Consider the following 24035-nt stretch of genomic DNA (forward strand, 5'->3'; position numbering starts at 1 on the left):
GCCGACGAGCGTACGGGCACCAGTTTCCCGCGGATTTTCCGGGGGCGGGACCGGCTGTCGGTCCCGCCCCCTAGACTCGGAAGGCGATGAGCAGCCTCTTTGACGACAGCTTCCTGGCCGACCTCACCCCCTCCGACGAGGTCCCGCCGCCGCCCGAGGAGCACGCCGAGCCGGAGCCCGGCGCGGACGACCTCTTCGGGGGCGCCTTCGACGTGCCCATGAGCGGGGACGCGTACTACCGGGACGGCGCCCCGCGCCCCGTCATCGACCCGGCGACGCTCCTGGACGGGCTCAACGAGCAGCAGGCCGCGGCCGTGGTCCACGCGGGCTCGCCGCTGCTCATCGTGGCCGGCGCCGGCTCCGGCAAGACCCGGGTGCTCACCCACCGCATCGGCCACCTGCTGTCCGCGCGGAACGTCCACCCCGGCCAGATCCTGGCGATCACCTTCACCAACAAGGCCGCCGGTGAGATGAAGGAACGCGTCGAGAGCCTGGTCGGCCCCCGCGCGAACGCCATGTGGGTCTCCACCTTCCACAGCGCCTGCGTCCGCATCCTGCGCCGCGAGTCGAAGCGGCTCGGCTTCACCTCGTCGTTCTCGATCTACGACGCGGCCGACTCGAAGCGCCTGATGGCGCTCGTCTGCCGCGACCTGGACCTGGACCCGAAGAAGTTCCCGCCCAAGTCCTTCAACGCCAAGATCTCGAACCTGAAGAACGAGCTGATCGACGAGGACGTCTTCGCCGCGCAGGCCGCCGACGGGTTCGAGAAGACCCTCGCCCAGGCGTACGCGATGTACCAGGGGCGGCTGCGCGAGGCCAACGCGCTCGACTTCGACGACATCATCATGACCACCGTCCACCTCCTCCAGGCCTTCCCGGACGTCGCCGAGCACTACCGGCGCCGCTTCCGGCACGTCCTGGTCGACGAGTACCAGGACACCAACCACGCCCAGTACACGCTGGTGCGCGAGCTGGTCGGCCCCGGCTACCCGGATCTGCCGCCCGCCGAACTGTGCGTGGTGGGTGACGCCGACCAGTCGATCTACGCCTTCCGCGGCGCGACGATCCGCAACATCCTCCAGTTCGAGGAGGACTACAAGGACGCGACGACGATCCTGCTGGAGCAGAACTACCGCTCCACCCAGACGATCCTGTCGGCCGCCAACGCGGTCATCGAGCGCAACGAGAACCGCCGCGCCAAGAACCTGTGGACCCAGGCCGGCACGGGCGCCGTGATCACCGGCTACGTCGCGGACACCGAGCACGACGAGGCCCAGTTCGTCGCAGACGAGATCGACCGGCTCACGGACGCGGGCGAGGCCAAGGCCGGCGACGTCGCGATCTTCTACCGGACGAACGCCCAGTCGCGCGTCTTCGAGGAGATCTTCATCCGCGTCGGGCTGCCCTACAAGGTCGTCGGCGGCGTCCGCTTCTACGAGCGCAAGGAGGTCCGGGACGTCCTGGCCTACCTGCGCGTCCTGGCCAACCCCGAGGACAACGTCCCCCTCCGCCGGATCCTCAACGTCCCCAAGCGGGGGATCGGCGAGCGCGCCGAGGCGATGATCGACGCCCTCGCGCTGCGCGAGAAGATCACCTTCCCCCAGGCGCTGCGGCGCGTGGACGAGGCCTTCGGGATGGCCGCGCGCTCGACCAACGCCGTCAAGCGGTTCAACGTGCTGATGGAGGAGCTGCGCACGATCGCCGACTCCGGCGCCGGCCCGGCCGTGGTGCTGGAGGCGGTGCTGGAGCGCACCGGATACCTCGCCGAACTCCAGGCCTCCACGGACCCGCAGGACGAGACCCGGATCGAGAACCTCCAGGAGCTCGCGGCCGTGGCCCTGGAATTCGAGCAGGGCCGCGAGGAGAACAACCCGGGGACGCTGGCCGAGTTCCTGGAGCAGGTCGCCCTCGTCGCCGACTCCGACCAGATCCCGGACGAGGACACCGACGGCAGCGGCGTCATCACGCTGATGACCCTGCACACCGCGAAGGGCCTGGAGTTCCCGGTGGTCTTCCTGACCGGCATGGAGGACGGCGTCTTCCCGCACATGCGCGCGCTGGGCCAGACCAAGGAGCTGGAGGAGGAGCGCCGCCTCGCCTACGTGGGCATCACCCGGGCCCGCGAGCGGCTGTACCTGACCCGCTCCAGCATGCGCAGCGCGTGGGGGACGCCCTCGTACAACCCGCCGTCGCGGTTCCTCGAGGAGATCCCGGCCGAGTACCTCCAGTGGAAGCGCACGGGCGCCGCGCAGAAGCCGGCGGGGCCGGTGCGCGCTTCCGGGTACGGCTCGTCCTCCGGGAAGGCCGCCTTCGGGACCTCGCCCGAGGCGTTCCTGTCGTCGTCGCGCACGAAGTCGGGCCCGTCCGGGTTCGCCACGCGCCGGGCCGCCGACAAGCCGGTCGTCGCCCTGTCCGTCGGGGACCGGGTCACGCACGACCAGTTCGGACTCGGGACGGTCATGGAGGTCCAGGGGGCCGGCGCGGAGGCGCAGGCCACCGTGGACTTCGGGGACGCCAAGCCGAAGCGGCTGCTGCTGCGCTACGCGCCGGTGCAGAAGCTGTAGGGCCTCTCGGGCGTCCTGCGCCTCTCGGGCGTCCTGCGCCGGGGGCCCGGGCCAGGGCCCCTCGGTGGGCTACGTCGGGTCCAGGCCGTGGCTGCGCAGCCACGACAGGGGGTCGACCGCGGAGCCGCCGCCGGGCCGTACCTCGAAGTGGAGGTGCGGGCCGGTGGAGTTGCCGGAGTTGCCGGAGTACGCGATGACGTCGCCCGCCTTGACCTTGCCGGACCGGATCTTGGTGCTGCCGAGGTGGCAGTACCAGGTCTCGGTGCCGTCCGGGGAGGTCACTATGGCCATGTTGCCGTAGGCGCTGTTCCACTGGGTGCGCACGGTGCCGTCGGTGGCGGCCATGACCGGGGTGCCGTAGGAGACGGGGAAGTCGATGCCGGTGTGCACCGACATCCACATGCCGCCGGCCTGACCGAAGCTGGCGCTCAGGCCGCGCTGCGCGACGGGGACCGAGAACTTGGGGCGGGCCGCTTCCTTGGCCGCGGCCTCCTCGGCCCGCTTCTTCTTCTCTTCTTCCTGGCGCTGCTTGAGGTCGAGGCGCTCCTGCGTGCGGCTCGCGCGGTCCGCGAAGTCGCCCGCGTCGGCGCTGAGCGCCGCGAGCTGCGTGTCGAGCTTGTTGTTCGCCTCGACCGGCCGCACCGAGGCCGGGTCGGGGGCGGCCATCGTGGTGGTTTCCTCGGCCGGCTTGTCGGCGCCGGTGAGCCCGCCGACGGAGGCGGCGGCCACACCCGCGACGCCCATCACGCAGGCGGACGGCACGGCCACCGTCAGGAGGGCGGACCGCTTGGCCGGGCTGCGCCGGCGGCTGCCGGCGGCGCTGCCGCCGCCGCCCTTGGCCGCGTTGCCCCTGCCGGTGGCCCGGCGCCCGGCGCGGGGGGCGGTCGCCGCCGGGGTGACGGGTACGGCCTGCGTGGGCAGGTCGTGCACGAGGCCGTCCGGCGAGCCGGGCTCGTCCTCGGCGTCGACGGCCACGGGCTCGAAGACGGAGGTCTCGTCGTCGGCGTACGGATCGGCGTCCGGGTAGCCGTCGGCTTCGGCGTCGGGGGTTCCCGTGTACGCGGGGACGACGGTGGTGGCCTCGTAACCGGCGGCCGTGGCCCCGTCGGCCGCGCCCCCGTTCCAGGCGGTGGCGTCGTAGCTGCCGGTGTCCTGCCCGTAGCCGGGGAGGGTCCAGTGGCCGGTCTGCTCCGTCGCGGTGGCGTCGTAGCCGTAGGAGTTCGGCTGGTACTCGGCGGTCGCCGCGTTCCAGGCGCTCGCGTCGTACTGGCCGGTGGTGTCCGCCGGGGCGCTCTGGGCCGGGACGCTCGAGAGGTAACTCTCCGGCGCGGTCCAGGCGGTGGTGTCGTACGCGCCGGTGTCGGCGGCGGACTGGTAGGCCCCGTACGCGTCGTACGTTCCGTAACTGCCGGAAGCGGCGTAGTCGGTGACGTACTGATATCCCTGGCCCTGCGTTTCATAGGACGCATAGGTCTGGTCACCAGCGAAAGTGGTGGTGGAAAGGCCGTCGTACCCCGAATCGGGGTACTGGCCCGACGTCGGGCGGTCGTTCACCAACTTCTCTTTCGCCTCGGCAGTGGGGGCCTGGGTGGCCGGGGAACTCAAAGTTCACCGGAGGAGAGCAGTGGCGTGACTGTACCCGGCGGTTACTCGTCACGACAATCTTCCGGGGGTTTCGTCCTCAGCGGAACCGGGCATTCGGCTGTCTTTCGGTCGCTGAAAGACCGAGCCTTGGCCTTGAGTTCGAAATTCGTTCGACTGTGGGTCCACCGGTGTTGTAGGACTTCCCGGCCACGGGGCCTGTTCCGGCCCCTGATGCGGCTCCCGGTCCTGGGCCTGGTCCCGGTTCCGGTCCCGGTCCTGGTCCCGGTCAGACGACCTGGCTGTGGCCCTCGGTTCCCGTGGCGCGGGCGGCCTCCGTCGTGCGGGGCGTGCCGTCCGCTGCGCGGACCGGGCCGTCGAGGGCGCGCCGGACAGCGGTGATGACGGCGGGATGGACGGGGAGGGCGAGGTGGCCGATCCCGGTGACCTGCACGTTCGTCGCGTCCAGGTCGGGGTGCTGGATCCGGGCCGTCCCGGTGGGCGCCATCAGCGCGTCGAACTCGCTCCAGAACGCCACGAACCGGGTCAGGCAGCCGGGCGCGGGCGCGCGCAGCTCGGTCATCACCTCGGAGTCCGGGCGCATCTGGCGGACCAGAGGGTGCGCGTCCATGAAGGGGGCGACCCGGGTGCCGCCGTGCGGGGTGCCCAGGGTGACCAGCGTCCGCACCCGCGCGTCACCGCCGAGCCGCTGGACGTAGTACCGCGCGACCAGCCCGCCGAGGCTGTGGCCCACGAGGTCCACCCGGTCCTGGCCGCTGCGCTCGCACAGTTCCTCGACGCGCCGGGCGAGGTGGCGGGCGGTCACCCGCAGGTCCCGGGTGAAGGGGGAGTGGTTGTACGTCTCCACCCGCCGCCGGCCGCCGGCACCGAGGGCGCGGCGCAGCAGGACGAAGACCGAGCGGTTGTCGGTGAAGCCGTGCAGGAGCAGGACGGGCGGCGGCTGCCCGGCGGGCCGGGCGGAGGCCTGGCCGGCGGCCTGGTCGGCGAGCCGTTCCTCCAGGATCCCGGTGGGGTAGAGGAGGAGGTGCCCGGCGAGCACCGCCACCTCCAGGACCGCGGCCCGCAGGGCGGCGCCCGTCCGCGGCACGGGCAGCGGTGCGATCGTCAGCCCCATGGACGGCCTCCCCCTGGACCTCTCGGGTGCGGGCCCGTGCTGCCGACGCGGCCCCGCCACCGTGCCGCGCGGCTGTCGGCGCGGTGGCGGGGCGACGGGGCGGTGATGAATCAACGGCGTCCCACGTGTGATTTCCCCCTCCCCGTTGACCGTGAAACGGTGCGGTGCGCAATGCTGTACTTAACGTTCGTTCACTCGGGAGGCAGTGCGATGGGTGTGACCGGTCCGATCCGTGTGGTGGTGGCCAAGCCGGGTCTCGACGGCCACGACCGCGGCGCCAAGGTGATCGCGCGTGCGCTGCGGGACGCCGGTATGGAGGTCATCTACACCGGCCTCCACCAGACCCCCGAGCAGATCGTGGACACCGCCATCCAGGAGGACGCGGACGCCATCGGCCTCTCCATCCTCTCCGGGGCGCACAACACGCTCTTCGTCCGCGTTCTCGAACTCCTCAAGGAGCGCGACGCGGAGGACATCAAGGTGTTCGGCGGCGGGATCATCCCGGAGGACGACATCGCCCCCCTCAAGGCCAAGGGCGTTGCCGCGATCTTCACGCCCGGCGCCACCACCACCTCCATCGTGGACTGGGTCAACGCCAACGTCCGCCAGGCCTGACGCCTCCTCCCGGGCCGGCGGCCCCCCGGCCCGGACGCATCCGGCCCGGACGCATCCGGCCCGGACGCATCCGGCCCGGACGCATCCGGGCCGGGCGCACCGGGCCTGGGCCCGGGCACGCTCGGGCCGAGCGTGTGCGCCGGGGCGCTGTTCGCCGTCGGCGCCGCTTCCGGTGCCCGCCCGCGCCGGGGATCAGGCGGCGGCCGGGGCCAGTTCGGCGAGCATGGCCGCGCGCAGGCGCAGGGTGGCCACCAGGCGCTGGAAGGCCTCCGCCCAGTAGGCGGCGGCTCCCGGCGACGCCTCCGGCGGGTCCTGCGCGACGGCCGTCATCGCCTCCAGCCGGTCCGCCTCCGCCGGGTCCAGGCACCGCTCCGCGAGGCCCATCACCCCGCTGAAGCTCCACGGGTAGCTGCCCGCCTCGCGCGCGGCGTCCAGCGCGTCCACCACCGCCCGGCCCAGCGCCCCCGCCCAGGGCACCAGGCACACGCCGAGCAGCTGGAACGCCTCCGAGAGCCCGTGGGCGCGTACGAACCGGGCCACCCACTCGGCCCGTTCCTCCTCCGGCAGCGTCTCCAGCAGCTTCGCCCGCTCGGCCAGCGAAGCCGTGCCGGGACCGGCCGCGGGCGGGGCGGAAGCCGGCCCGAGGAGGGCCTTCGCCCACTGCGGGTCGCGCTGGCGCACCGCCGCCCGGCACCAGGCCGCGTGGATCTCCTCCGCCCAGCCCTCGGCCACCGGCAGCGCCACGATCTCCGCCGGACCGAGCCCCCCGAACCGCTCCCGCCAGCAGGACAGCGGCGCCGCCTCCACCAGCTGGCCGAGCCACCACGCCCGCTCCCCGCGCCCGGCCGGCGGCCGCTTGACCACCCCGTCGCGCAGCATCCCCGCGTCGCACTCCGCCGGGGGCACCACTGCCCCCGGGCCCACGCAGGCCAGCGCCCGCTCCGCCATCCGCCCGGCAAGGGCCGAGCCGGGCAGCGCGGACAGCAGTTCGGCGGCCGTCGCCCGGACGTTGCGGCTGCGGTCACCCAGCGCCGCCTCCAGGAAGGGCTCGTCCTCCTCGGACAGACCCGCCCGCAGCGAGTCGAGGAACATCAGCCGGTCCTCGGCCCGCTCCGTGGCCCAGGTCGTGGCCAGCAGCCGGGGCGCCGCCGCCGGCTCGTGGGCCCGTACGGCGCCGAGCAGGGCGACCCGCTCCGCGAACAGCCCCTCCTGCCAGAGCCGGGCCACCGCCTCCCCGTCCGCGGGGTCGGGCAGCTCCCCGGCACCGCCGGCCGCGCCGCGCAGGGCGAACCGCCACTCCGGATTCAGCCGGGCCAGCCACAGCCCCCGCGCCCCCGCCAACGCCAGGGCCTGCGGGCGCAGGTCGGTCCTGGCGCGGGCCGCGTCCAGCAGCGCCGGTACCAGCGCCGACGGCGCCCGGTACCCGTGCCGCGCGGCCGCGGCCAGCCACTGCGGGAGCAGCTCCGTCAGATCCGGGGCGGCCCCGCGCCGCCCACTGCCGCCGGCCGCCGCGGTCCGGCCCGCCAGCAGCTGCGCGAGCCGCCGCCGGGCGGCCTCCGGAGGCGCCGGCCGCGGATCGCGCGCCGCCGGCTGCGGCCGCCGGGCCGCCTCCGCGGGCCGCAGCCCGGCGCGGCGGCGCAGCGTCTGCACGGCGGCCGCGTCGAGCAGCGCCTCGGGTGAACCGCCCCGCCGCTCGGTGCCCAGCAGCGCGGCGGTGACCAGCTCCTCCCAGTCCCGGTACCCCTCGTCACCCTTGTCCATCGAACCCCTCCCTCATCACCGGTACCCCGTCCTCCACCGACCGCCGACTCCCGCCCAACGGCCCGGCCGCCATCCGCCGGCTGCGGCCTGCCGGAAGCCGGCGGCCGGGGCCCCTCGTCGTCGGCCGGCCGCCGGCGGCCCGGTCCCGCCCCCTCCGCGGGACCGGGCCGCCGGTGTGCGGCTCGACCGCGTTCAACTGGCGTGGTTGTCGTTCATACAAGCCCCCCGGCTTCTCGTCCTTCTTCGCGCTCCGGCGCCCCCGCGCCGTGCGCCCCTCCCCGTGCCGCCCCCCTCCGAAGGCATACGGGCCCCCAGGCCCCCTGCGTTTTCTTGTGGTTCCGCCCGTGCTCAGACCAGGGCCACCGGCTCGGGCGAGCCGGGCTGCCAGGCCGTCAGCGGGGTGAAGCCGCGGTGGCCGCACTCGCCGAAGACCGTGACCGGGCCGCCGCCCGAGAGGGCGGCCAGCTGCCACAGGCCGGACCGCGAACGGCCCTGGCCGAGCGCCACCGGCAGTGCGGACGTCCCCTGCGCGTCCGCGAGCTGCCAGGCCGCCTCGCCCCCTTCACCCGGTATCGGGATCACGGGGCCGAGCACCACCGGCCAGGACTCCAGCCACGGGTCCTCCCGCAGCGCGGCCCCGTAGGACTCCAGGGCCTCGGCGGTGCTCACCCCGGGCGGAGTGCGGGCGGCCGGCACCGCGGCCGCGGTACGGTCCCCCAACTCCGCCCGCAGCCCCGCCGATCCGGGCCGGAAGCGGGCTTCCGCCTCCAGCACCAGTCCGACGGGCAGCGCCAGCGCCGGCGGCCGCCCCGGCGGGCCGAAGTCCAGTACCAGCGCCGGGCGTCCGCCCTCCAGCCCGCGCAGCCATATCCGGCGGGTGGTGAGGCGGCCGTCCGGGGACACCGAGTCGTACTGGGCCAGTACGAGCCAGCGGTCCCGGACGGTCTCACCCTCCGCCGGAGACGGCAGCCCCACCCGGCTCCGGACGGTCGCGGCCAGCGGCTCCGGCAGCCCGGACACCCCCAGCCAGGCCCTGTCCAGCAGGTGCAGCAGCGCGAACTCCTCAAGCATCCGGGCGGGCCAGCCGGGGCCGCAACCGGGTATTGTCCCCAACTCCCGTACCCGGGCGGCGAGTCCGGGTGCCTGGGCGTCGACCATGCGGGCCGCGGCCTCCTCCCAGGGCGCGTAGCCGGCCTGCTGCTGCCCGGCGATCCCGCCGCGCAGCAGGTCCACGAGCCGCTGCTCCAGCTCGGTGACGCCCGCGCTGACGCGTCCGGCCCGCCGCTCGGCCCGCTTGCGGGCCGCCTCCACGTCCACCGGCCCGGCCGCCGGGCCCGCGGGCCGCGCCGCCTTCGCCGCGCGCCCGGCCAGCCATTCCGCCGCCCAGTCCGGAGCCTCGCCCGGTTCGCCGAGCCCCTCCGCCGCCCAGAGCAGCAGCAGCCCCAGCGCGTGCTTGCACGGGAACTTCCGGCTCGGGCAGGAGCACTTGAACGCCGGTCCGGTCAGGTCGACGACCGTCCGGTACGGCGTACTGCCACTGCCCTTGCACGATCCCCACACCGCACCGGAAGCGGAACCTCCGGTCTGTGACCACGGACCCGCCCCTCCCAGCCTGCCCCCCGCCTTGCGTGACGCCTCGTCAGGAGCCAGAGCCAGTACCTGTTCCGCCGTCCAGCGGACCCCCTGCTCAGTCATGTCAACCACCGTAGAGACCCCCACTGACAATCCCTGTGACCTGCAACAACGCTGCGAACAGGGGGCGTTGTCAGTGGCATGGTGCACGGTGGGACCAGCAGTCGGGAGCGGCTGCCGAGGATCGGAGGGGGACCATGAGCACGCCCGAGAACGGCACCGGCGGCGAGGCGCTGCGACCGCACGCCGAAGACGCCTTCGCACACGAACTGAAAGCCCTCGCGGCCGCCGACGACCGGCCCCGCCCGGCCCGCTGGAAGCTCTCCCCGTGGGCCGTGGCCACCTACCTCCAGGGCGGCACGCTCGCCGACGGCACCGTCATCACGCCGAAGTACGTCGGGCCGCGCCGGATCGTCGAGGTCGCCGTCACCACGCTCGCCACCGACCGCGCCCTGCTCCTGCTCGGCGTCCCCGGCACCGCCAAGACCTGGGTGTCCGAACACCTCGCCGCCGCCGTCAGCGGGGACTCCACCCTCCTGGTGCAGGGCACGGCCGGCACGCCGGAGGAGGCCATCCGCTACGGCTGGAACTACGCCCGCCTCCTCGCCCACGGCCCCAGCCGCGAAGCCCTCGTCCCCAGCCCCGTCATGCGGGCCATGGCCGAGGGCATGACCGCCCGCGTCGAGGAGCTCACCCGCATCCCGGCCGACGTGCAGGACACCCTCATCACCGTCCTGTCGGAGAAGACGCTCCCGATACCGGAGCTGGGCGAAGAGGTCCAGGCCGTGCGCGGCTTCAACCTGATCGCCACCGCCAACGACCGCGACCGCGGGGTCAACGAGCTCTCCAGCGCACTGCGCCGCCGCTTCAACACCGTGGTCCTGCCGCTGCCCGCCACCGCCGAAGCCGAGGTCGACATCGTCGCCCGCCGCGTCGACCAGATGGGCCGCGCCCTGGACCTGCCCGCCGTACCCGAGGGACTGGAGGAGATCCGCAGGGTCGTCACCGTCTTCCGGGAGCTGCGCGACGGCGTCACCGACGACGGCCGCACCAAGGTGAAGTCGCCCAGCGGCACCCTGTCCACCGCCGAGGCCATCTCCGTGGTCACCGGCGGACTGGCCCTCGCCGCGCACTTCGGGGACGGCGTCCTGCGCCCCTCCGACGTGGCCGCCGGGATCCTCGGGGCCGTCGTCCGCGACCCGGCCGCCGACCGCGTCGTCTGGCAGGAGTACCTCGAGGCGGTCGTCCGCGAGCGGGACGGCTGGAAGGACTTCTACCGCGCCTGCCGGGAGGTGACGGCATGAGCCCTGGGGCCGCGGGACCGCTGCTGCTGGGCGTCCGCCACCACGGGCCGGGCTCGGCGCGGGCGGTGCGGGCCGCGCTGGACCGGGCGCAGCCGCGGGCCGTGCTCATCGAGGGACCGCCCGAGGGCGACGCGCTGCTCGCCCTGGCCGCCGAGCCCGGCATGCGCCCGCCGGTCGCCCTGCTCGCGCACGCGGCGGACGACCCGGGCAGGGCCGCCTTCTGGCCCCTGGCCGGCTTCTCCCCGGAATGGGCCGCCCTGCGCTGGGCCCAGGCGCGGGACGTGCCGGTGCGCTTCATCGACCTGCCGGCCGCCCACACGCTGGCCGCGCCCGAGGACGACGACGAGGACGACGACGAGCAGGAGGAGGGGCGGCCGGGCGCGCTCCGGCCCTCCGCCCTGCCGGTGGACCCGCTCGGGGTGCTGGCGCGGACCGCCGGGTACGAGGACCCCGAGCACTGGTGGGAGGACGTGGTCGAACACCGGGGCACGGGGGAGGTCCGGGATCCGCTGGCCGCCTTCGAGGCCGTGGGGGAGGCCATGGGCGCCCTGCGCGAGGCCTACGGGGACGCCGGGCGGCCCCACGACCTGGTCCGCGAGGCCCATATGCGGCAGCGGATGCGCGCGGCCCGCCGGGAGTTCGGGGAGGACTACGCCGTGGTGTGCGGCGCCTGGCACGTCCCGGCGCTGCGGGCCGGGTCCACCGTGGCCGCGGACAGGGCGCTGCTGGCCGGGCTGCCCAAGGTCAAGGTGGAGACCACCTGGGTGCCGTGGACCCACCGCAGGCTGGCCCGGGCCGGCGGGTACGGCGCGGGCGTCACCTCGCCCGGCTGGTACGCCCACCTCTTCGCGGCCCGCGACCGGCCGGTCGAGCGGTGGCTGACCAAGGTCGCGGGGCTGCTGCGGGAGGAGGACCGGCAGGTCTCCTCGGCGCACGTGATCGAGGCGGTCCGCCTGGCCGAGACCCTGGCCGCGGTACGGGGCCGCCCGCTCCCGGGGCTCGCGGAGACGCTGGAAGCGGCCCGGGCGGTGATGTGCGACGGCTCGGACGTGCCGCTCGCGCTGATCGAGGACCGGCTCGTGGTCGGGGACGTGCTCGGCGAGGTCCCGGACGCGGCGCCCGCCGTGCCGCTCCAACGGGACCTCACCCGCCGGCAGCGCTCCCTGCGGCTCAAGGCCGAGGCGCAGCGGCGGGATCTGGAGCTGGACCTGCGCAAGGACTCCGACGCGGCCAAGTCCCTGCTGCTGCACCGGCTGCGGCTGCTCGGGGTCGACTGGGGCACACCCACCGCCTCCCGGAGCGGCACGGGCACCTTCCGGGAGACCTGGCGGCTGTGCTGGGAGCCGGAGCTGTCGGTGCGTGTCGCCGAGGCCGGGATCTGGGGCACCACCGTCCTGGGGGCGGCCACCGCCAAGGCGGAGGCCGACGCGGCGGCCGCCGGGGAGCTGGGGGAGGTCACGGCACTGGCCGAGCGCTGCCTGCTGGCCGGGCTGTCGCAGGCGCTGCCGGCCGTGCTGCGGGCGCTCGCCGACCGGGCCGCGCTGGACACGGACGTGGCCCGGCTCGCCAAGGCGCTGCCCGCCCTGACCCGTTCGCTGCGGTACGGGGACGTACGGGGTACGGACGCGGCGGCGCTCGGCACGGTCGCCGCCGGGCTGGCCGAGCGGATCTGCGTGGCCCTGCCGCCGGCCTGCGCGGCCGGGCTCGACGCCGACGGTGCGGCCGCGCTGCGCGGCCACATCGACGCGGTGCACGGGGCGGTGGGCCTGCTGGCCGACGCGGACCCGGGGCTGCGGGAGCGCTGGTCGGCCGTGCTGCGGACCCTGGCCGGGCGGGAGAGCGTGCCCGGGGGGATACGCGGGCGGGCCGTGCGGCTCCTGCTGGACGACGGACGGCTGGCGGGCGGGGAGACGGCGCGGCTGATGGGGCTCGCCCTGTCCCCGGCGGCCGCCCCGGCCGACGCGGCGGGCTGGATCGAGGGGTTCGCCGGCGGGGGTGCCGGCGGGGGGGCGCTGCTGGTCCACGACGAGCGGCTGCTCGGGCTGATCGACGCGTGGCTGGTGTCGGTGCCGGACGGTGCCTTCATCGACGTACTGCCGCTGCTGCGGCGGACGTTCGGGGCGTACGAGCCGGGCGTGCGGCGGACCCTGGGCGAGCTGGTCCGGCGCGGCCCGGGTGCCCGTGCGGCGGCCACCGCATCCGGAGTCGCCCCCGCGGGCTTCGCCCCGGAGCTGGACGAGGCCCGCGCGGCCGCGGCCGCCGACGTGGCCCGCCTCCTCCTCACGGCGGCCTGACCTCGCCCCGGCGGGGCGGGGTGCGGCCCGGGAACGGGCGGAAGCTCCGCGCAGTGGCGACCGTCCGCAGGCAGCGGACCACAGGAACGGAACGAGAGGGGACGGCAGATGACGAGGACGGGTGACCCGGGGACCGCCGGAGGCGAGCGGTTGCGGCGGTGGCGGCTGGTGCTCGGCGGCGGCGAGGGCGAGGGGACGGGCCTCGCTCTCAGCGGGCGGGACGCGGCGATGGACGGGGCCCTGGGGGCGCTCTACGGCGGAGGCGGAGGCGGGGGCGGCCGGGACCGGGGGGAGCGGTCCGCCGGCCTCGGGGGTTCCGCGCCGCACGTGGCGCGCTGGCTCGGGGACATCCGTACGTACTTCCCGAGCCCGGTGGTCCAGGTCATGCAGCGGGACGCCATCGAGCGGCTCGGGCTGTCCGCGCTCCTGCTGGAGCCGGAGATGCTGGAGGCCGTCGAGCCGGACGTCCATCTGGTCGGCACCCTGCTGTCGCTGAACAAGGCCATGCCCGACACCACCAGGGAGACGGCGCGGGCCGTCGTCCGCAAGGTGGTCGAGCAGCTGGAGAAGCGCCTCGCGACGCGCACCCGGGCGACACTGACGGGGGCGCTGGACCGTTCGGCGCGCATCAGCCGCCCCCGCCACCGGGACATCGACTGGGACCGGACCATCCGGGCCAACCTGAAGAACTACCTCCCGGAGCACCGGACCGTCGTCCCCGAGCGGCTCGTCGGCTACGGCCGGGCGTCCCGGGCGGTGAAGAAGGAGGTCGTCCTCTGCATCGACCAGTCGGGATCGATGGCCGCCTCGGTCGTCTACGCCTCCGTCTTCGGGGCGGTCCTCGCCTCCATGCGCTCGATCGCCACCCGGCTGGTCGTCTTCGACACGGCGGTGGTCGACCTGACCGAGCAGCTCGACGATCCGGTCGACGTCCTGTTCGGCACGCAGCTGGGCGGCGGCACCGACATCAACCGCGCCCTCGCCTACTGCCAGTCGAAGATCACCCGGCCGGCCGACACGGTCGTCGTCCTGATCAGCGATCTGTACGAGGGCGGCATACGCGACGAGATGCTCAAGCGCGTCGCGGCCATGAAGGGGGCGGGCGTGGAGTTCGTGACCCTGCTGGCGCTGTCCGACGAGGGTGCGCCCGCCTACGACCGCGAGCACGCGGCGGCCCTGGCCGCCCTGGGTGCGCCCGCCTTCGCCTGCACCCCCGACCTGTTCCCGGAGGTGATGGCGGCCGCCCTGGAGAAGCGGCCGCTGCCCGTCCCGTGAGCCGCGCACCGCGGCCGCTGCATATCGGCAGATCACACGAAGATGCAGTTCAACCGTGAGGCGATCTGTGACAGGTATCACCGCTCAGGTGTGATCTGCGATTTAGGGACCCACGTCCCACGGGGATAACCTGCGAGACGGACATGCCGCGTCCACGGTCACCGTGTGCGCCTTCCTAGTGACAGCGCCGTCACGTTGCCCTCCGCGGCACGCCCACGCAGATAGCAGACAAACCGCGAATCACTGCGAATCTTTGAAGACAAGGGACGGACGCGCGTGGACCTGTTCGAGTACCAGGCGAGGGACCTCTTCGCCAAGCACGGTGTACCGGTGCTGGCCGGTGAAGTCATCGACACGCCTGAGGCGGCGCGCGAGGCCACCGAGAAGCTGGGCGGCAAGTCGGTCGTCAAGGCTCAGGTGAAGGTCGGCGGCCGCGGCAAGGCCGGTGGCGTGAAGCTCGCCGCCACCCCCGACGAGGCCGTCGCCCGCGCGACGGACATCCTCGGCATGGACATCAAGGGCCACACGGTCCACAAGGTGATGATCGCCGAGACCGCTCCGGAGATCCTCGAGGAGTACTACGTCTCGTACCTCCTCGACCGCACCAACCGCACCTTCCTGGCCATGGCCTCGGTCGCGGGCGGCATGGACATCGAGCAGGTCGCCGAGGAGACCCCCGAGAAGCTCGCCAAGGTCCCGGTGAACGCCAACGAGGGCGTGACCATCGAGAAGGCCCGCGAGATCGTCGCCCTCGCGAAGTTCCCGGCCGAGGTCGCCGAGAAGGTCGCCGAGGTCCTCGTGACCCTGTGGCAGACCTTCATCGCGGAGGACGCGCTCCTCGTCGAGGTCAACCCGCTCGCGAAGGTCGCCAACGGCGACGTCATCGCCCTCGACGGCAAGGTCTCGCTCGACGAGAACGCCGAGTTCCGCCAGCCGGGCCACGAGGAGTTCGTGGACCACGCGGCCGCGAACCCGCTCGAGGCCGCCGCCAAGGCGAAGAACCTCAACTACGTCAAGCTCGACGGTGAGGTCGGCATCATCGGCAACGGCGCGGGTCTCGTCATGAGCACCCTCGACGTCGTCGCCTACGCCGGCGAGAACCACGGCGGCGTCAAGCCCGCCAACTTCCTCGACATCGGCGGTGGCGCCTCCGCCGCCGTCATGGCCAACGGCCTCGAGATCATCCTCGGCGACCCGGACGTCAAGTCCGTGTTCGTCAACGTCTTCGGTGGCATCACCGCGTGTGACGAGGTTGCCAACGGCATCGTCCAGGCGCTGCAGCTGCTCGAGGACAAGGGCGAGGCGGTCACCAAGCCGCTGGTCGTCCGCCTCGACGGCAACAACGCCGAGCTGGGTCGCAAGATCCTCTCGGACGCCAACCACCCGCTGGTGCAGCGCGTGGACACCATGGACGGCGCGGCCGACAAGGCCGCCGAGCTCGCGGCTGCGAAGTAAGGGCAGAGGTCAAAGACTCACATGGCTATCTTCCTCAACAAGGACAGCAAGGTCATCGTCCAGGGCATGACCGGTGCCACGGGCATGAAGCACACCAAGCTGATGCTGGCTGACGGCACCAACATCGTCGGCGGCGTGAACCCGCGCAAGGCCGGCACGAGCGTCGACTTCGACGGCACCGAGGTCCCGGTCTTCGGCTCCGTCGCCGAGGCGATGGAGAAGACGGGCGCCAACGTCTCCGTCCTCTTCGTCCCGCCGGCCTTCGCCAAGGCCGCCGTCGTCGAGGCCATCGACGCCGAGATCCCGCTGGCCGTCGTCATCACCGAGGGCATCGCGGTGCACGACTCCGCCGCCTTCTGGGCGTACGCGACCGCCAAGGGCAACAAGACCCGGATCATCGGCCCGAACTGCCCGGGTCTGATCACCCCCGGCCAGTCCAACGCCGGCATCATCCCGGGCGACATCACCAAGCCCGGCAAGATCGGTCTCGTGTCCAAGTCGGGCACGCTGACCTACCAGATGATGTACGAGCTGCGCGACATCGGCTTCACCTCCGCCGTCGGCATCGGTGGCGACCCGGTCATCGGCACCACGCACATCGACGCCCTGGAGGCCTTCGAGGCCGACCCGGAGACCGAGCTCATCGTCATGATCGGCGAGATCGGCGGCGACGCCGAGGAGCGTGCGGCGGACTTCATCGCGAAGAACGTCACCAAGCCGGTGGTCGGCTACGTCGCGGGCTTCACCGCCCCCGAGGGCAAGACCATGGGCCACGCCGGCGCCATCGTCTCCGGTTCTTCTGGCACCGCACAGGCCAAGAAGGAGGCCCTCGAGGCCGCGGGCGTCAAGGTCGGCAAGACCCCGACCGAGACGGCCAAGCTGGCGCGCGAGATCCTCAACGCCGCCCAGTAGGCAGCAGCTGTACGGATGCACGGGCGTGGCCCGCACCCTCCGGGGTGCGGGCCACGCCCGTTCTCATTCGCTGCTCGGGGAGAGCCGGTGGGGCCCGGCGCCCGGGTCGGCGCGGAGTTTGTCCTGGAGGTCCCGGCTCTCCTCGGTGAGCCGCTGGGGGCCGCTCAGCGGCGGGACCCCGGAGACGCTCGCCCCGGGTGCGACCGGCGGCTCGTAGTGGTCCGGCGCGGTGACGGTGGTGTACCCCGTCGAGGCGGCGATCACGGCCGTCAGGACGAGCGCGGCCCGCGCCAGCCGCCGGGCCCGGTGCTCGCACAGGGTGCGGACGGCGGCCGCCGGGCGCGGCTCCAGCGGTACGGCGGGCCGTACCGTGCCGAGCCGCTCGCGCAGCAGGGCGGACCGCTGCCGGGGCGGTACGCCGGCCAGTTCGGGGAGCCGGCGGGAGAGTTCCGCGTGCGCGCGCAGCAGGCGGTGCCCCGCGGCGGGCGTGCTGGCCTCCGTCTCGGCGGCGGTGTCGGGCAGGTCGAGGCCGACGCCGTCGTAGAGCAGCACCGTCCGGCGGCGTACGGGTGCCAGCGCGAGGAGGGCGTCCAGCAGGACCCGGTCGGCCGGGTCGGCCGGGGGCTTGTCGGGGTGCCGGTGGGCCCGGCGGAAGCGGTGCCAGGGGGAGAGGGCGTACTCGTACGCGGCCGAGCGCACCCAGCCGACGGGGTCGGGGTCGGTGGCCACCTCGGGCCAGCGGCCCCAGGCCTGACGGAACGCCTGCTCGACGGAGTGCAGGGCGAGGGTGCGGCGGCCGGTGAGCAGGTAGGCCTGGCGGACGAGGGCGGCCGCGGCGTGGTCGTACAGGGCGTCGAAGGCCTCGGCGGGGTTCTGCGGGGGCAGCGGCCGCGGTCCGGGCGGGGCGGCGGGGCGGGCGGGCTCACCTGGGGCGGGGTCCGGGTGGGGTGCTCCGGCGGGGGCCGGGGCGGTCTGAGGAAACGGTTCCTCCGCGGCGGGTACGTCCGCGCAGGCCCGGTCGCCGGGCGGCGCGGCCGCGGGGGTCGGGGCGGGGGCCGGCTCGGCGGGGTCGTGCGCCGGGGCCGTGGCCGGGGCGGCGGGCGGGGCGGCGGGGGGTGCCGGGACGGGGTCGCCCCGGAGGGCCGGTTCACCCGGGGCGGGGGGTGGCGGGGCCGTCCGGGGCGGGTGTGCCGGGCGGGGCGGGGCGGCCGGCGGTTTCGCCCCGCGCGCGGCGGCGGTCCGGGGCCGGCGGGTGGGCGGGCCCGCCGCCACCGGCCGGACGGGGGCGGACCCGTCCGCCGCGAGCCGCTCCAGGAGTGCGGCGTACGCCTCGCGCGTGCGCCCGCGGGGCTCGGTGCGGCCGCACTCCCAGGAGCGGACGGTGGCCGCGGTGACGCCCACCCGCGCCGCGGCCTCCTCGTACGTCAGCCCGCCCGACTCGCGCAGCCATCGGCGCTCCTTGGGGGACGGCAGGCCCAGCTCCGAGCCGGAGGACGTTTCGGCGTCTTGTGTCATGCCACTCTCCCCGCGACACGGCTGCTCTGGGCGATAAAGTACATAAACGTATATTGAGCGACACAACGGTCAATCGGTTGTTACCCGGACATAGCGCGTGTCGAGGGCACCATGGCGGGGTGACCGAAGTGACCGAACGCGGGACCCCGTCGCCGGCGGCCCCGCGGGCCGGCGCCGTGCGGCGCCGTTCGCCGGCGGCCGCCGCCTGCGTCCTGGGCGGCGCCGTCGCCGCCGGGCTGGGGCTCGGCTTCCTGGCCGTGCTCGTGATCGTGCTGTGGATCAGCTCCCCCTACCCGGACAGCGGCCCCGGCGGCGCGCTGCACCTCGCCGCCGGCCTGTGGCTGATGGCCCACGGGACGGAACTCGTCCGCTACGACACCCTTTCGGGGCTGCCGGCACCCGTCGGCCTGGTCCCGCTGCTGCTGGTGGTACTGCCCGTGCTGCTCATGCGGCGGGCGGCCCGCCTCGGCAGTGCCTCGGGGGACGCCGCCGGGGCGGAAGGGGACGAGGTGCTGCCCGCCAGTGCCGTGTTCTCCGCCGTGACCTGCGGCTACCTGGCGGTCGGTGCGCTCGCCACCGTGTACGCCGCCGGCGGGCCGATGCCGGCCGACCCGCTCAGCGCGGCCTGGCACGTCCCGCTGGTGGCCGTGGTCGCCGCGGCGGGCGGGGTCTGGGCGGCCAAGGGGAAGCCGCGGGGGACCCTGCCGGGCTGGGTTCCGGCCGGCGTGCGCAAGGCCGTCGGCCGCCCCCGCTACGCACTGGCACTGCGCTCCGGCGCGGCCGGGGTGCTCGTCCTGCTGGGCGGCGGGACCCTGCTCGTCGGAACCTCGCTGGCGTGGCACGCGGCGGAGGCGCAGAACGCCTTCCTGACGCTGACCGGGGTGTGGTCGGGGCGGTTCGCGGTGCTGCTGCTGGCGCTGGCGCTGATCCCGAACGCGGTGGTGTGGGGCGCGGCGTACGCGCTCGGGCCCGGGTTCGCGCTCGGCGCCGGGGCGGTGGCGACCCCGCTCGGCCTCCAGGGGGCGGCGGACCTGCCGAGGTTCCCGCTGCTGGCGGCGCTGCCGGCGCCGGGGCCGGGCACGCCGGTGACCTGGGCGGCGCTGGGGGTGCCGGTCCTGGCGGGGCTGGTGGTGGGGTGGTTCGCGGTGCGGCGGGCGCGGGAGGTGTCGTACGGGGAGACCGCGCTGACGGCGGCGCTGGGGGCGGTGGTGTGCGGGCTGGCGACGGCCGGCCTGGCCGCGGCTTCGGCGGGGCCGCTGGGGTCGCGGGTGCTGGCGGGCTTCGGGCCGGTGTGGTGGGCGGTGGGGGGCGCGGCGGCGGGGTGGACGCTGGTGCTGTCGGTGCCGCTGGCGGTGGGGGTGCACGCGTGGCGCACCCGGCCGGTGCGGGCCCCCGGCGGCGGCGGGGAGGAGGCCGGGGCGGCGGACGCGTGGCACGACCCGGAGGTGCGGGAGCTGCGGTGGGAGGCGTTGCGGAGGGCGGCCGAGCCGATGGTTGCTCCCGCGGTGGAGGCGGTGGTGGCTGCGGAGCCGTTGGTTGCTCCCGCGGTGGAGGCGGTGGTGGCTGCGGAGCCGTTGGTTGCTCCCGTGGTGGAGGCGGTGGTGGCTGCGGAGCCGTTGGTTGCTCCCGCGGCGGAAGTGGCGCCGGCTGCGGAGCCGTTGCTGCCGGCCGCGGTGGTGGGGGTGCGGGTGCTGGCCCGGCGGCGGCCGACCCCTTCCTGACGCGCCGACCCCGTCCGCCGGACGCGGGGGGTGTGCCGCTGCGCGGGGCCGGATCCCCTCCCCGCCCTTCGCCCGTTCCCCGGGGCTCCGCCCCGGCCCCCCCCCGGGGCTCCGCCCCGTTCCCCGTGGGGCTCTGCCCCGTTCCCCGCGGGGCTCTGCCCCGTTCCGCGCCGGCCCGGGGGCCCCGGCGGTGCGTCCGGTGATCGGGCGGAGTGGGTCAGCGTTGGACCTTGAGGATCTGGCCCACCACGTTGTCCGGGAGGAGGGTGTTGCACTCGAGTTCCGCCGTGCGGGTCAGGGCGTCGTCGCGGCAGATGTAGAAGTCCTTGTACGCCAGTTGCAGGGCGTACGAGCTTCCCGCCAGCAGCAGCGCCAGCGACGCCGTGACCAGGCCGCTGACGGCCGCCGCGCGCTGCGGGCGGGCCGCCGGGCCGAGGGCGGCCAGGCCGCCGGGGTCGGCGTCGGTCGCCGGGCGGCCGCGCAGGGCGCTGATGCCCCAGTACAGGGCCAGGGCCCCCAGCAGCAGCCCCACCGAGGGGATCCCGAAGATCCCGAAGAAGAAGCCCCACATGCCCGACAGCAGCGCGTACCGCGCGCGCCGCTGGACCGGGTCCATCGGGTCCCACCGGGCCGGTCCCTCGGGGCCGCCGGGGCCGTCGCCGGCCGGACCGCCGCCGCCGTCCTGCGGCCGCTGCGGCTGCCTGGGCTGCCACGGCTGGTCGGGCCGGCCCTCCGGCGGCGCCGCGAAGGGGTTGTCGTCGTTCGAGGGGTCGGGCTGACGGCGGTCCGGCATCGAGTGCGTTTCTTCCCCTGAGTCGTCGGCGGTGCGCCCCGCGTGCGGGGGCGTACCACGTCGTGTGCGGCGTGTACGCCAGACGCTACCGCCCGCCCGTCCCCCCGTCCCTCGGGGGCGGTCCCGTGTGCCGGTATCGTTGCAGGCGGTCGGTGGCTTCGTATGGTTCCCCGTATATCGGTACCCCGAAGTTTCGTATGACCACACAAGACGAACGTCGCAAATCCTGTGAGAAAGGGCCTCCCATGGCCGCCTCCCGCCTGGTCGTGCTGGTTTCCGGCTCCGGCACCAACCTCCAGGCCCTGCTCGACGCCATCGACGCGCACCCCGGCGGAGCCGAGGGCTTCGGGGCCGAAGTCGTCGCCGTAGGGGCCGACCGCGAGAACATCGCCGGCCTCGAGCGGGCGGAGAAGGCCGGGATCCCCACCTTCGTGTGCCCGGTGAAGGCCTACGGGAGCCGTGAGGAGTGGGACGCCGCCCTGACCGGCGCGACCGACGCGTACGCGCCGGACCTCGTCGTCTCCGCCGGGTTCATGAAGATCGTCGGCAAGAACTTCATCGACCGCTTCGGCGGCCGGTTCATCAACACCCACCCCGCCCTCCTCCCGGCCTTCCCCGGCGCGCACGGGGTGCGCGACGCCCTCGCGTACGGGGCGAAGGTCACCGGCTGCACGGTCCACTTCGTGGACAGCGGCGTGGACACCGGTCCGATCATCGCCCAGGGTGTCGTGGAGATCCGGGACGGGGAGGACGAAGCCGCGCTCCATGAGCGCATCAAGGAAGTCGAGCGCCAGCTGCTCGTCGACGTCGTGGGGCGCCTGGCCCGGCACGGCTACCGCATTGAGGGACGAAAGGTAACAATCCAGTGACCGCCAACGAAACGACGACGACTCAGCGGCCGATCCGCCGCGCGCTCGTGAGTGTCTACGACAAGACGGGACTGGAAGAGCTGGCCCGCGGCCTGCACGAGGCGGGCGTCGCGCTCGTCTCCACCGGCTCCACCGCGTCGAAGATCGCCGCCGCCGGGGTGCCCGTCACCAAGGTCGAGGAGCTCACCGGCTTCCCCGAGTGCCTCGACGGCCGCGTCAAGACCCTCCACCCGCGCGTGCACGCCGGCATCCTCGCCGACCTGCGCCTGGAGGACCACCGGCGCCAGCTGGCCGAGCTGGGCGTGGAGCCCTTCGACCTGGTGATCGTCAACCTCTACCCCTTCCGCGAGACCGTCGCCTCCGGCGCCACCCCCGACGAGTGCGTCGAGCAGATCGACATCGGCGGCCCCTCGATGGTCCGTGCCGCGGCCAAGAACCACCCCTCGGTCGCGGTCGTCACCAGCCCCGCCCGCTACGCCGACGTCCTCGCGGCCGCCCAGGGCGGCGGTTTCGACCTGACCGCCCGCAAGCGGCTCGCGGCCGAGGCCTTCCAGCACACGGCCGCCTACGACGTGGCCGTCGCGTCCTGGTTCACCAACGCGTACGCCCCGGAGGGCGAGGAGGGCGCGCTGCCCGAGTTCCTGGCCGGCGCCTGGGAGCGCAAGTCGCCCCTGCGGTACGGCGAGAACCCGCACCAGGCCGCCGCGCTGTACACCGACGGCCGGCCGGGCGGGCTCGCCAACGCCGAGCAGCTGCACGGCAAGGAGATGTCCTTCAACAACTACGTGGACACCGAGGCCGCCCGCCGGGCCGCGTACGACCACGACGAGCCCTGCGTCGCGATCATCAAGCACGCCAACCCCTGCGGCATCGCCGTGGGCGACGACGTCGCCGCCGCTCACCGCAAGGCGCACGCCTGCGACCCGCTCTCGGCCTTCGGCGGTGTCATCGCCGTCAACCGCCCGGTGACCGTCGAGCTCGCCGAGCAGGTCGCGGAGATCTTCACCGAGGTCATCGCCGCCCCCGGCTACGAGGACGGCGCGGTCGAGATCCTCGCCAAGAAGAAGAACATCCGCGTCCTGAAGGTGGACGGCACCCCGCACCAGCCGGGTGACCTCAAGCCCATCAGCGGCGGCGTGCTGCTCCAGGAGTCCGACGTCTTCCAGGCCGAGGGCGACGACCCGGCGAACTGGACCCTGGCCACCGGTGACGCCCTGTCCGCCGAGGAGCTGGCCGAGCTCGCCTTCGCCTGGCGGGCCTGCCGCGCCGTCAAGTCCAACGCCATCCTGCTCGCCAAGGACGGCGCCTCGGTCGGCGTCGGCATGGGCCAGGTCAACCGCGTCGACTCGGCGAAGCTCGCCGTCGAGCGGGCGGGCGCCGAGCGCGCGCAGGGCTCGTACGCGGCCTCGGACGCCTTCTTCCCCTTCCCGGACGGGCTGGAGATCCTGACCGCCGCCGGTATCAAGGCCGTGGTCCAGCCGGGCGGTTCGGTCCGTGACGAGCAGGTCGTCGAGGCCGCTGCGAAGGCGGGCGTGACGATGTACTTCACCGGTACCCGTCACTTCTTCCACTGACACGGCGACCGGCACGCAGAAACGGCGAAGGCCGCGTCCCGCACTGCGGGACGCGGCCTTCGCGCTGGAACGCGCCGGGTACTACTTCTTGATGACGAGGGTGCCGGCGGCGCGGTCGTGCCAGCCCTGGAGCTTGCCCGAGTTGTCGAAGAACGGGGACAGGTAGACCAGGATCTGGCCGATGCCGCAGAGGAAGCTGCCGACCAGCGGGATGATCCAGCGGATGAAGCCGCCGCCGAGGCCCGGGACCTGGCCCGTGTTCTCCTTGACGACCTTCAGGCCCAGCGCCATCTTGCCGAGCGTCGCGCCGACGAAGGAGATCATCAGCCACTCGTAGAGCAGGGTGGCGATGCCGATGAGGGCGAGCGTGCCGAACATGGCGGCGATCATGCCGCCAGCGGCCTCGGCCTGGTCGTTGACGCACTGCTGGTAGGCGGCCGACGCGTAGTCCGTGCCGCAGTCCTCGACCGACTCCGCGAGGCCCAGGGACCCGGCCAGGCCGATCGCCATGAGGATCCACACGAGGACGGAGATGGCGAGGCCGTCGATCAGGCGCGCGCCGAAGCGGCGGCCCATCGTGGCGACCTGGACGGTGCCCAGACCCGCGACGTTGATGTAGCCGTTGTTGGCCTGCAGGGTGCCGGGGGCCTGCGGCGGGACGCCGTACGGCGGCTGGCCCTGCTGCGGGTAGCCGTATCCGGGCTGGCCCTGCGGCGGGACGCCCTGCGGGGCCTGCTGCGGGTAGCCGTAACCGGGCTGGCCCTGCGGCGGCTGCTGCTGCCCGTAGGGGTTGTTCGGGTCGCCGAAGCTCATCTGGGTGTTTCCTCCGTGAAGTGCGGGGACGCACGGCACACCTGGAGGACACTTGCTTTCTGCGGTACGCCCCCCGGCACTGCCCGCGGCACTCTTTCCGATCGTCTTGCTGCCCGTCATCGTGGTGGGCCCGCACCGGGCTTGTCCAGTTCGTTGCCCGGTGGGGCCAGACTTGTTGTGCAAGTGCAATCAAGAGCGCGATCCGGCCGTCGTCCGAGTGGA

Annotated in this window: 17 protein-coding genes; 10 read left to right on the forward strand and 7 right to left on the reverse strand. The window is 74.3% G+C overall.

Features of this window, described 5'->3' with window-relative positions; all coding sequences use genetic code 11:
• The first annotated feature begins 86 nt into the window (after positions 1 to 86).
• Positions 87 to 2564, forward strand: coding sequence for a DNA helicase PcrA (gene pcrA, locus ACZ501_RS06495; protein WP_468792997.1), 2478 nt, complete (start codon positions 87 to 89; stop codon positions 2562 to 2564).
• Positions 2565 to 2633: 69 nt separating this feature from the next.
• Here the strand turns inward: pcrA and ACZ501_RS06500 are convergent, their stop codons facing one another.
• Both ACZ501_RS06500 and ACZ501_RS06505 read right to left on the reverse strand, forming a co-directional pair.
• Positions 2634 to 4118 (reverse strand): M23 family metallopeptidase, encoded by a 1485-nt coding sequence (locus tag ACZ501_RS06500; RefSeq protein ID WP_468792999.1) that lies wholly within the window; start codon positions 4116 to 4118, stop codon positions 2634 to 2636.
• Positions 4119 to 4434: 316 nt separating this feature from the next.
• Positions 4435 to 5280 carry an esterase/lipase family protein gene (locus ACZ501_RS06505; protein ID WP_468793002.1) on the reverse strand — a complete coding sequence of 282 codons (846 nt, stop codon included), beginning with the start codon at positions 5278 to 5280 and terminating at the stop codon, positions 4435 to 4437.
• A 210-nt stretch (positions 5281 to 5490) separates the two neighbouring features.
• Here ACZ501_RS06505 and ACZ501_RS06510 point away from each other — a divergent pair, with 210 nt between their 5' ends.
• Complete coding sequence (locus ACZ501_RS06510; protein ID WP_361602608.1) at positions 5491 to 5895, forward strand: cobalamin B12-binding domain-containing protein; 405 nt, start codon at positions 5491 to 5493, stop codon at positions 5893 to 5895.
• A gap of 192 nt (positions 5896 to 6087) precedes the next feature.
• Here the strand turns inward: ACZ501_RS06510 and ACZ501_RS06515 are convergent, their stop codons facing one another.
• Together ACZ501_RS06515 and ACZ501_RS06520 are read right to left on the reverse strand one after the other, a co-directional pair.
• Complete coding sequence (locus ACZ501_RS06515; RefSeq protein WP_468793005.1) at positions 6088 to 7656, reverse strand: DUF5691 domain-containing protein; 1569 nt, start codon at positions 7654 to 7656, stop codon at positions 6088 to 6090.
• A gap of 348 nt (positions 7657 to 8004) precedes the next feature.
• Positions 8005 to 9351, reverse strand: coding sequence for an SWIM zinc finger family protein (locus ACZ501_RS06520; RefSeq protein WP_468793008.1), 1347 nt, complete (start codon positions 9349 to 9351; stop codon positions 8005 to 8007).
• A 134-nt stretch (positions 9352 to 9485) separates the two neighbouring features.
• Between ACZ501_RS06520 and ACZ501_RS06525 the strand changes: the two genes are divergently transcribed.
• The 5 genes from ACZ501_RS06525 to sucD all read left to right on the forward strand — a co-directional run bounded on the left by ACZ501_RS06525 (position 9486) and on the right by sucD (position 16528).
• Positions 9486 to 10592, forward strand: coding sequence for an ATP-binding protein (locus tag ACZ501_RS06525; RefSeq protein WP_361610096.1), 1107 nt, complete (start codon positions 9486 to 9488; stop codon positions 10590 to 10592).
• Positions 10589 to 12886, forward strand: coding sequence for a DUF5682 family protein (locus ACZ501_RS06530; protein ID WP_468793011.1), 2298 nt, complete (start codon positions 10589 to 10591; stop codon positions 12884 to 12886). Before ACZ501_RS06525 ends, ACZ501_RS06530 begins: the two co-directional genes overlap by 4 nt.
• Positions 12887 to 12994: 108 nt before the next feature.
• Positions 12995 to 14161 (forward strand): VWA domain-containing protein, encoded by a 1167-nt coding sequence (locus tag ACZ501_RS06535; RefSeq protein ID WP_468793014.1) that lies wholly within the window; start codon positions 12995 to 12997, stop codon positions 14159 to 14161.
• 276 nt (positions 14162 to 14437) lie between these two features.
• A complete protein-coding gene (gene sucC, locus ACZ501_RS06540) occupies positions 14438 to 15616 on the forward strand; it encodes an ADP-forming succinate--CoA ligase subunit beta (RefSeq protein WP_361610099.1) in 1179 nt (392 codons plus the stop codon).
• A 21-nt stretch (positions 15617 to 15637) separates the two neighbouring features.
• Positions 15638 to 16528, forward strand: coding sequence for a succinate--CoA ligase subunit alpha (gene sucD, locus ACZ501_RS06545; RefSeq protein WP_054227728.1), 891 nt, complete (start codon positions 15638 to 15640; stop codon positions 16526 to 16528).
• Positions 16529 to 16591: 63 nt separating this feature from the next.
• On the opposite strand, the gene ACZ501_RS06550 is transcribed toward sucD, so the two are convergent.
• Positions 16592 to 18043 (reverse strand): helix-turn-helix domain-containing protein, encoded by a 1452-nt coding sequence (locus tag ACZ501_RS06550; RefSeq protein ID WP_468793017.1) that lies wholly within the window; start codon positions 18041 to 18043, stop codon positions 16592 to 16594.
• Positions 18044 to 18162: 119 nt separating this feature from the next.
• Here ACZ501_RS06550 and ACZ501_RS06555 point away from each other — a divergent pair, with 119 nt between their 5' ends.
• Positions 18163 to 19764 (forward strand): cell division protein PerM, encoded by a 1602-nt coding sequence (locus tag ACZ501_RS06555; RefSeq protein WP_468793020.1) that lies wholly within the window; start codon positions 18163 to 18165, stop codon positions 19762 to 19764.
• Positions 19765 to 19981: 217 nt separating this feature from the next.
• Here the strand turns inward: ACZ501_RS06555 and ACZ501_RS06560 are convergent, their stop codons facing one another.
• Positions 19982 to 20557, reverse strand: coding sequence for a hypothetical protein (locus ACZ501_RS06560; RefSeq protein ID WP_468793023.1), 576 nt, complete (start codon positions 20555 to 20557; stop codon positions 19982 to 19984).
• Between the two features lie 245 nt (positions 20558 to 20802).
• Between ACZ501_RS06560 and purN the strand changes: the two genes are divergently transcribed.
• Entirely contained in the window at positions 20803 to 21426 is a 624-nt protein-coding gene (gene purN, locus ACZ501_RS06565; protein WP_361608296.1) for a phosphoribosylglycinamide formyltransferase, read from the forward strand.
• Complete coding sequence (gene purH / locus ACZ501_RS06570; RefSeq protein WP_361608298.1) at positions 21423 to 23000, forward strand: bifunctional phosphoribosylaminoimidazolecarboxamide formyltransferase/IMP cyclohydrolase; 1578 nt, start codon at positions 21423 to 21425, stop codon at positions 22998 to 23000. The genes purN and purH overlap by 4 nt, the downstream gene beginning before the upstream one ends.
• Before the next feature lie 81 nt (positions 23001 to 23081).
• Here the strand turns inward: purH and ACZ501_RS06575 are convergent, their stop codons facing one another.
• The gene (locus ACZ501_RS06575) at positions 23082 to 23813 is read right to left on the reverse strand and encodes an RDD family protein (RefSeq protein ID WP_361608300.1); all 732 of its coding nucleotides are present in this window, start codon (positions 23811 to 23813) and stop codon (positions 23082 to 23084) included.
• Positions 23814 to 24035: the final 222 nt, after the last annotated feature.

Source organism: Streptomyces sp. NPDC034085, assembly GCF_055575555.1.